This window comes from Pseudoflavonifractor sp. BSD2780061688st1 E11 (assembly GCF_005844125.1).
Taxonomy (GTDB): domain Bacteria; phylum Bacillota; class Clostridia; order Lachnospirales; family Lachnospiraceae; genus Sellimonas; species Sellimonas catena.
Genome location: NZ_SPHM01000039.1, coordinates 20,040 through 28,007 on the forward strand (window position 1 = coordinate 20,040; position 7,968 = coordinate 28,007).

Sequence of the window (7,968 nt, forward strand, 5' to 3'; positions counted from 1 at the left end):
AGCCGGCACTGGCAGAGTAGAATAGAAAGTAGAAATGAAACAGAGGTCCGGAAAAACTCCGGGCCTCTGATTTGCTTTCTGAAGTTATTTTATTTTACTGTGATCAATTCATAGGATCTGGTGCCGAGGCCGATTTTCTCAGCGTGGGAGAGACAATCTTCCCATCCGGCTTCCGGGGTTGTGTTGACGAAATGATCGTGGTGGTCACAGAAGCCATCCTCATGCATACGGTCATCAAGAAGGCTTCCAGGAAGCGGATTCTGTGCATTGCATGCGTCCACGCAGGCCTGATCCAGCGCAACCGGGTCGAAGCTTGCGAACATTCCGATATCCGGAAGGATCGGCACATCGTTTTCACCGTGGCAGTCGCAGTACGGGGAAATGTCGATCACCAGATTGATATGGAAATTCGGGCGCCCATCCAGAACCGCCTTGGAATACTCGGCGATTTTCATATCAAGTTCCTTCACCGCGGAAGAATTCTCGTTGTAGATGGCATCAAAATTGCAGGATCCGAGGCAACGGCCGCATCCGACACATCTGCTGTGGTCAATGGAGGCACGACGGTTTTCATCAAAAGAAATCGCTCCGTGGGCACAGTTCTTTGCACAGGTCCGGCAGCCTACACAGCGTTCCTGATCGACAGAAGGTTTCCCGCTGTTGTGCATCTCCATCTTTCCGGCACGGGAACCGCATCCCATTCCGATATTTTTGAGGGCACCGCCAAATCCGGTTGCCTCATGTCCCTTGAAATGATTCAGAGAAATGAAGACGTCCGCATCCATAATGGCAGTTCCGATCTTCGCATCTTTCACAAGCTCACCGCCCTCCACAGGTACATAGGTCTCGTCCGTACCTTTCAGTCCGTCGGCGATGATGACCTGACATCCGGTAGAAAACGGGGTAAATCCATTTTCGTAGGCACTTTCGATATGCTCCAGAGCATCTTTTCTGCGTCCTACGTATAAGGTGTTGCAGTCTGTCAGAAACGGACGTCCGCCAAGCTCCTTTACGACATCAGCAACAGCTTTTGCCCAGTTCGGGCGAAGGTAGGAAAGATTGCCCGGCTCGCCAAAGTGGATCTTGATGGCTGTCATTTTCTTCTCAAAATCAATCTCCCCGATGCCGGCTTTTCTGATCAGTTTTTTCAGCTTGCCCGGAAGATTTGTTCCAGGAAGAGCCCGGAGATCTGAAAAATATACTTTTGCTTTTTCCATGTTTTTGTATCCCTCCAAAATATAGTTTCCTCTCAAATTAAATTTCCATTTCCAGAATATAATCATCCATCACAAAACCGTTTCCGATGTCGGTTACCTCAGAGCGGACATCGTGAAAACCAAGATGATGATAAACGTCCAGTGTATGGCTGTTGTACTTGTTGCAGGTCAGCCAGATCTTTTTTAGCCCTTTCTCACGGCAGTAGTTCTTTAAGAAATCCACAGCCTGTGTGGCAAGATGCTGTCCCCGGAAATCCTTGTGAAGATAAAGCTTGCTCAGAAACAGAGCATCCTTCTCCGGATGAATCCCCGCATAGCCTGCAAACGCATCGTCACAGAAGATCCGATAATATTCATATCCGTCTTTTACCTGGTCTTTCAGGGCCGGATAAGACTGGAACCTGCCGACCATGTAGTTGACCTGCTCAAGGCCGATGATCGGGACAAAATGCTCGTGCCAGATTTCATTTGCAAGCGCCGCGATCTTGTCCAGAGCGACATCGGTCACAGCCTGTTCCATTCTGAATGTTCCCATAAAAATTCCTCCTTCGGACTGTTTTTTCAATCCCTTATCTGTTATTATAAAGATAGTAAGAATTTGATGCAAGATAAAATTAGAGGTGACAGACAGCACATGACAAGCTTTGTAACATTGAAAGATGTACGCAAAATTTATAAAATGGGAGAAGTGGAAATCCGCGCCGTGGACGGGATCGATTTCGAGATTGAAAAGGGCGAGTTTGCCGTAATTGTAGGGCCGAGCGGCGCCGGAAAGACTACTGTTCTCAACATTCTGGGCGGGATGGATACGGCCACCAGCGGGGAAGTGTGGATTGACGGGACGGACATCACGAAATTTAAAGCCCGGCGGCTGACCGGCTACCGGAGGGATGATATCGGATTTGTATTTCAGTTTTACAACCTCATTCAGAACCTGACCGCACTGGAAAATGTAGAACTTGCGCTTCAGATCTGCAAGGATCCGCTGGACGCTGCGGAAGTGCTGCGGGAAGTCGGACTGGGCGACCGCATGAAGAATTTCCCGGCGCAGCTTTCAGGGGGTGAGCAGCAGCGAGTCTCCATTGCAAGAGCGCTGGCGAAGAATCCGAAGATTCTGCTCTGCGATGAGCCGACGGGAGCGCTTGACTATAATACAGGGAAAGCAATTTTAAAACTTTTGCAGGATACCTGCCGGGAGAAGGGTGTGACTGTGATCCTGATTACGCACAACTCGGCCATTACGCCGATGGCGGACAGGGTCATTCATATTAAAAATGGAAAAGTATCAAAGATGATCAGGAACGAACATCCGGTTCCTGTGGAGACGATTGAGTGGTAGACTTGAATTTACGATCAAAATGGCAGGTGAATGAATGGAAAATATCGGAATAGAAACGGAACAAATAGAATATAAGAAAACAACTGGAGAGCTAAAGGAAGCAATTTCATCTATTGTTGCTATCTTAAATAAACATGGTTCTGGAGAACTGTATTTTGGCGTCAGAAATAATGGAGATGTTTTAGGACAAGAAATTAATGATGAAACCTTACGTAAAGTAAGTCAGGCAATAAAGAATCATATTACCCCATCTATTTTCCCAGAGATTACAGTTAAGACATTTAAAGATGGAAAGCAAACGGTATATGTAAAGTTCTCCGGAGATCAGCAACCATATCTTGCTCATAATGTTGCCCGTATCAGACAGGCGGATGAAGATCTTGTTATGTCGCAGGAAATGTATTCTGATATGCTATTAGCAAGGGGTGGAGAGAAGTATAGCTGGGAGAACCAGCCATCTGAGTATACAATACAAGATATCGATATGGCAGCTTTTAAGTCATATTTGATGAAAGCAAAAGCTGTTGGCAGAATTGAATTGGATTCTGATGATCCGGCTGTGGTTCTGGAAAAGCTGGATCTTTTTGCTAAAGATGGAATACATTTGTTAAATGCAGGAGCTGCTTTATTTTGTCCGTGTAAGACAAATGACGTACAGATGGCAAAATTCGCTACAAATGTAAAAGCGACTTTTACGGATATTCGCCGTGAGGATAAAGGATCGATCATAGGACTAAGCAAGGTATGTGAGCAATATATTATTGATGCAATGGACTGGAAAGCGGATATTATAGGACTTGAACGGGTAGAAACCCCGGAAATACCAGTAGAAGCTATTCGAGAAGCAGTCATTAATTCGTATGGGCATAGAATGTACAATAACAATCAGTGTAATGAGATTGATGTTTTTAAAGACAGGATAGAAATTCATACAACGGGAGGTTTTCCGAAAGGGCATACACCGGAGGAATTCCTGGATGGTAGTAAGAAAGCAATTCGAAGAAATAAGCTGATTACAGGAGTTCTCTATTATTCAAAAGATATGGAGACGTTTGCTACTGGTTTAAAACGTATTAAAGATGTATGTGATGAGACCGGATGCAAAGTGGAGTTTAGAACCGAAAAAGACGATTTTGTGGTTGTATTTTACAGGAATCTCCGAGAGACATGGAAAGATGAGCAGAATAATAAGAATGCAGAAATTCCAAAACATCAAAATGATGTTTTGAATGATGTTTTAAAAGATGTTTTGCAAAATCAGATAATCCAACTTTTGACTGAGAATAATAGGCTGAGTCAAAAGCAAATAGCTGCAAAGACAGGTCGATCCATAGCATCCGTACAGAGGGCAATGAAGAAGCTTATTAAACAGGGGAAGATTATTCGTGAAGGTGGAAAGCGCTTTGGACATTGGAAAGTAAAGTAGAGTCGAGTTCGAATGGCGGTGATAATATGAAAAAGACGGCATTAAGAAAAGAGTTCTGGATGTCGATCAGAAAAAGTCCGGGCCGTTTCCTTTCGATCTTTCTGATTGTCGCTCTGGGAGTTTCGTTCTTTTCCGGAATCCGTGCCTCGGAACCGGATATGCGGGTTTCCGGAGACAGATATTACGATGAGACAAACCTGATGGATTTGAAAGTACAGGGGAGCCTGGGACTTACGGATGACGATGTGAAGGCGCTGTCCGAAGTAGAAGGTATCCGGTCCGAGGAGGGCGGATACAGCGTTGATGCGCTCTGTAAAGTAGATGAAAATGAAAAAGTCTTACATATTGCATCTTCTTATGAGACAGTGAATCAGACGACTTTATCCGAAGGAAGAATGCCGGAAGGCGATTCCGAATGTGTACTGGATGAAGATTTCATGGAGGCAAACGGCTATGAGATCGGGGATACGCTTGAGCTTTCTTCCGGCACGGAAGATCCTCTTACTGACAGCCTGAAAAAAGAAGAACTCACGATCGTGGGAGCAGGCAGCAGCCCGGAATATATCTCCATCGAAAGAGGAAGTTCTCTGATCGGAAACGGTGAAGTCTCCGCCTTTGCGGTGGTGGCACCGGAGGCATTTGCGCTGGATGTATATACGGAAATTTATCTTCTTGTAGACGGTGCGGAAGCAAAAACCTGCTATACAGACGGATATGACGATCTGGTTGCTGAGGTCAAAAAGCGGGTGGAAGATATTGCCGATGTAGAGTGCGTCCGCAGAACAGAAGAGATCAAATCGAAGGCGCTTCAGGAGATCGCAGATTCTCAGAGCGAACTGGATGATGCGAAAAAAGAAGCCGATGAGGAACTTGCAAAGGCAGAACAGGAATTACAGGATGCCGGGCAGCAGATCACGGACGGACAGAAACAGATTGACGATGGCAAGGCAGCTCTGGAATCCGGAAAGGCAGAGATCAGCAGTCAGGAGAAGACCCTGCAGAATGCCGAGGCTCAGTATCAGAGCGGAGCGGCTGAGTTACAGTCCGGAAAAACTGCACTGGCAAGTCAGAAGGAAGCTCTTGCATCCGGAAAAAGTCAGGCTCAGGCAGAGTTCGCAAAGCAGGAGGAAGAGATTGCAAATTCCCAGAGCCAGCTGGATTCGGCCAAACAGCAGATCGATGCGGCCGAGCAGGAACTTGCCGCTCAGGAAGCAGAACTGACTTCGGCAAGAGAAGAGCTGGATCAGAAAAAAGCAGAGCTTGCAGCCGGACTTGCGGCATTGAATCAGCAGGAAGAGGGAATCAACTCCGGACTTGCTCAGGCGGAGCAGGAGATCAGTCAGAAACAGCAGGAGCTGGATGCACTGCAGGCACAGATCAACGAACTGGAAGCGATGATAGCATCGGATCCGGACTCTGTTACAGAAGAGATGAAGGCAAAGCTTTCGGAACTGAAAGGCCAGTGGGAGAGCGGAAACAGTGCCCTTGCGAATGCAAGAACTGAGCTGGAGACAAAGAAAGCTCAAGCGCAGGAAGCGCTGCAGGAGATCGAGACACAGCGGACAGATCTTACGGCGTCACAGAGTGAACTGGAACAGGCGGATCAGACCCTTTCGGAACAGGAAGCAGTCTTTCAGGAACAGGCAGCCGCAGCAAGAGAGGAGCTGTCTACACGGAAGGCTCAGTGGGAAGCCGGCGTAAAGGCGCTGGAAGAAGGAAAAGCGGCACTTGCAAGTGCAAAGCAGGAGACAGAGGCCAGGTTTGCGTCAGGAGATGAGCAGATTGCCGCTGCCGAAGCAAAGATCCGTGCTTCCGAGTCCGAACTTTCTTCGGCGGCATCTCAGATTGCAAGCGGAAGATCCCGGATTGAGGCTGCAAAAAATACGATTATGGAGCAGGAGGCAAGTCTGACACAGGCAGAAGCCGAACTTGCAGACGGACGGGCCGAACTGGAGTCCGGTCGGAAAGAATACGAAACACAGAAAGCAGACGCCGAGAAAGAACTGGCGGATGCTCAGATAAAGATCGATGATGCGAAAGCAGAAGTAGATGAGATCGAAGATCAGGAATGGTATGTCAATGACAGAGACGTTCTGGCAGAATACACAAGCTACGGCGAAAACGCAGACCGGATGCGTGCTATCGGAGAAGTGTTCCCGGAACTCTTCTTCCTTGTGGCGGCCCTGATCAGTCTGACAACCATGACAAGGATGGTGGAGGAAGAACGAACCCAGATCGGTACATTAAAAGCGCTTGGTTACGGAAAAGGAGCCATTGCAGGAAAATACATGATGTACGCATTTCTTGCGACGATGGGCGGCAGTATATTCGGAGTACTGATCGGAGAAAAACTCTTTCCGTTTGTTATCATTTATTCGTATCAGATCATGTACACCCACCTTCCGCACATTGTGACACCGTACCAATGGGATTACGCATTGATGGCGACGGGAGCGGCGCTGGCATGTACTCTGCTTGCTACGTTCTATGCATGTTATAAAGAACTGGCGGCACAGCCGGCCGAACTGATGAGACCACCTTCACCAAAAGAAGGAAAGCGGATTCTTCTGGAAAGAGTCACCCTGATCTGGAAACATTTGAACTTTACATGGAAATCCGCAATCCGGAATCTCTTCCGTTATAAGAAGCGGTTTTTCATGACAATCGCCGGAATCGGCGGCTGTATGGCGTTGATGGTAGTCGGATTCGGTATCCGGGATTCCATCATGTGCATTGGAACTATCCAGTATCAGGAGATTCAGGTCTATGATGGCATGATTTATCTGAGCAGCAGTGTGACAGAGGATGAGGTTCAACAGATCAAGAATGCCATGGATGGAATGGATAAGATGGACAGATACATTGAGATGGAGATGGCAAGAGAGCCGATATCCTTATCCGTCGATGGAAGTACAGAAGATGTTTACCTGTGTGTGCCGGAAGATAAAGATAAAATCGAAGACTTTATGAACTTCCGCAGTCGGGCGACAGGAGAGGTCTATCATATCCAGGATGACGGCGTCATTCTGACAGAAAAAATGGCCAATACACTGGATGTTTCCAGCGGAGATACCATTTACCTCGGTGCAGACGGGGAAGAAAAAGAAGTGACTATCACAGATGTCTGTGAAAACTATATGCAGCATTACGTCTATATGTCGCCGGAACTTTATCAGGAATTGTATGGAGAAGAACCGGAGTATAACAGCATTCTTTTCGATCTGAAAGACGCATCGGCACAAGAACTGTCACAGGCAGGAGAAGAGTTGTTAAAGTATGACGGTGTGATGAACGTTACTTATACGAACAGTATTGAGGATCAGTTAAATACCATGTTACAGAGCCTGGATCTGGTTATTGTGGTACTGATTGTTTCAGCAGGACTGCTTGCCTTTGTAGTACTGTATAATCTGAATAACATCAATATCACAGAACGGAGGCGGGAGCTTGCAACCCTGAAAGTGCTTGGATTTTATGATACGGAAGTCAGTTCCTATGTATACCGGGAGAATATTATGCTGACGATATTCAGTATTGTAGTCGGTATCGTACTTGGGGCATTGCTCCACCGTTTTGTCATCACGACTGTGGAGGTAGACGCGGTCATGTTCGGAAGAGTGGTTAAGTGGCAGAGTTACCTCTACAGTGCACTGTTCACCACAGCATTTTCCCTGTTTGTCAACTGGGTAATGTATTATAAACTGAAGAAGATCGATATGGTGGAATCACTGAAGAGTGTGGAATAAAAAGAACTCCTTTCATGAGAGGCAGAAAATATGAGCCGCTCATGGAAGGAGTTTTTTTATAGGAAATTTTTAGAAAAAAATTCACAGAGTTTTTTACTCTGTGAAATATTTTTTATTTCATTATAAATAAAGATAACATTTTTCTTCTGTTACCCTCAATTATTATGATATTGGGGTCAAAAGCCTGTCTATAGCACCTTGAAAAGTTCATATATTTTGTAGTAAATACAAGCCGAAATG

The 7,968-nt window shown here is 46.3% G+C and carries 5 protein-coding genes; 3 read left to right on the forward strand and 2 right to left on the reverse strand.

Features of this window, described 5'->3' with window-relative positions; all coding sequences use genetic code 11:
• Positions 1–89: 89 nt before the first annotated feature.
• Together FGQ85_RS14810 and FGQ85_RS14815 are read right to left on the reverse strand one after the other, a co-directional pair.
• Positions 90–1,217: a DUF362 domain-containing protein gene (locus tag FGQ85_RS14810; protein ID WP_087167738.1), complete on the reverse strand. Its 1,128-nt coding sequence runs from the start codon at positions 1,215–1,217 to the stop codon at positions 90–92.
• A 37-nt stretch (positions 1,218–1,254) separates the two neighbouring features.
• Entirely contained in the window at positions 1,255–1,752 is a 498-nt protein-coding gene (locus tag FGQ85_RS14815; RefSeq protein ID WP_087167678.1) for a GNAT family N-acetyltransferase, read from the reverse strand.
• A 99-nt stretch (positions 1,753–1,851) separates the two neighbouring features.
• Here FGQ85_RS14815 and FGQ85_RS14820 point away from each other — a divergent pair, with 99 nt between their 5' ends.
• From FGQ85_RS14820 to FGQ85_RS14830, 3 genes are read left to right on the forward strand one after another with little or no spacing between them, the layout of a single operon-like run.
• Positions 1,852–2,556, forward strand: coding sequence for an ABC transporter ATP-binding protein (locus FGQ85_RS14820; protein WP_087167677.1), 705 nt, complete (start codon positions 1,852–1,854; stop codon positions 2,554–2,556).
• 34 nt (positions 2,557–2,590) lie between these two features.
• The gene (locus tag FGQ85_RS14825; RefSeq protein ID WP_087167676.1) at positions 2,591–3,982 is read left to right on the forward strand and encodes an ATP-binding protein; all 1,392 of its coding nucleotides are present in this window, start codon (positions 2,591–2,593) and stop codon (positions 3,980–3,982) included.
• A 26-nt stretch (positions 3,983–4,008) separates the two neighbouring features.
• Positions 4,009–7,728, forward strand: a complete 3,720-nt coding sequence (locus FGQ85_RS14830) for an FtsX-like permease family protein (RefSeq protein WP_138373834.1) — start codon at positions 4,009–4,011, stop codon at positions 7,726–7,728.
• Positions 7,729–7,968 lie beyond the last annotated feature (240 nt).

Excerpts from the sequence above, each read along its gene's own strand:
- FGQ85_RS14810 (WP_087167738.1), bottom strand. The coding sequence starts at position 1,217 with ATGGAAAAAGCAAAAGTATATTTTTCAGATCTCCGGGCTCTTCCTGGA.
- FGQ85_RS14815 (WP_087167678.1), bottom strand. The coding sequence starts at position 1,752 with ATGGGAACATTCAGAATGGAACAGGCTGTGACCGATGTCGCTCTGGAC.
- FGQ85_RS14820 (WP_087167677.1), top strand. The coding sequence starts at position 1,852 with ATGACAAGCTTTGTAACATTGAAAGATGTACGCAAAATTTATAAAATG.
- FGQ85_RS14825 (WP_087167676.1), top strand. The coding sequence starts at position 2,591 with ATGGAAAATATCGGAATAGAAACGGAACAAATAGAATATAAGAAAACA.
- FGQ85_RS14830 (WP_138373834.1), top strand. The coding sequence starts at position 4,009 with ATGAAAAAGACGGCATTAAGAAAAGAGTTCTGGATGTCGATCAGAAAA.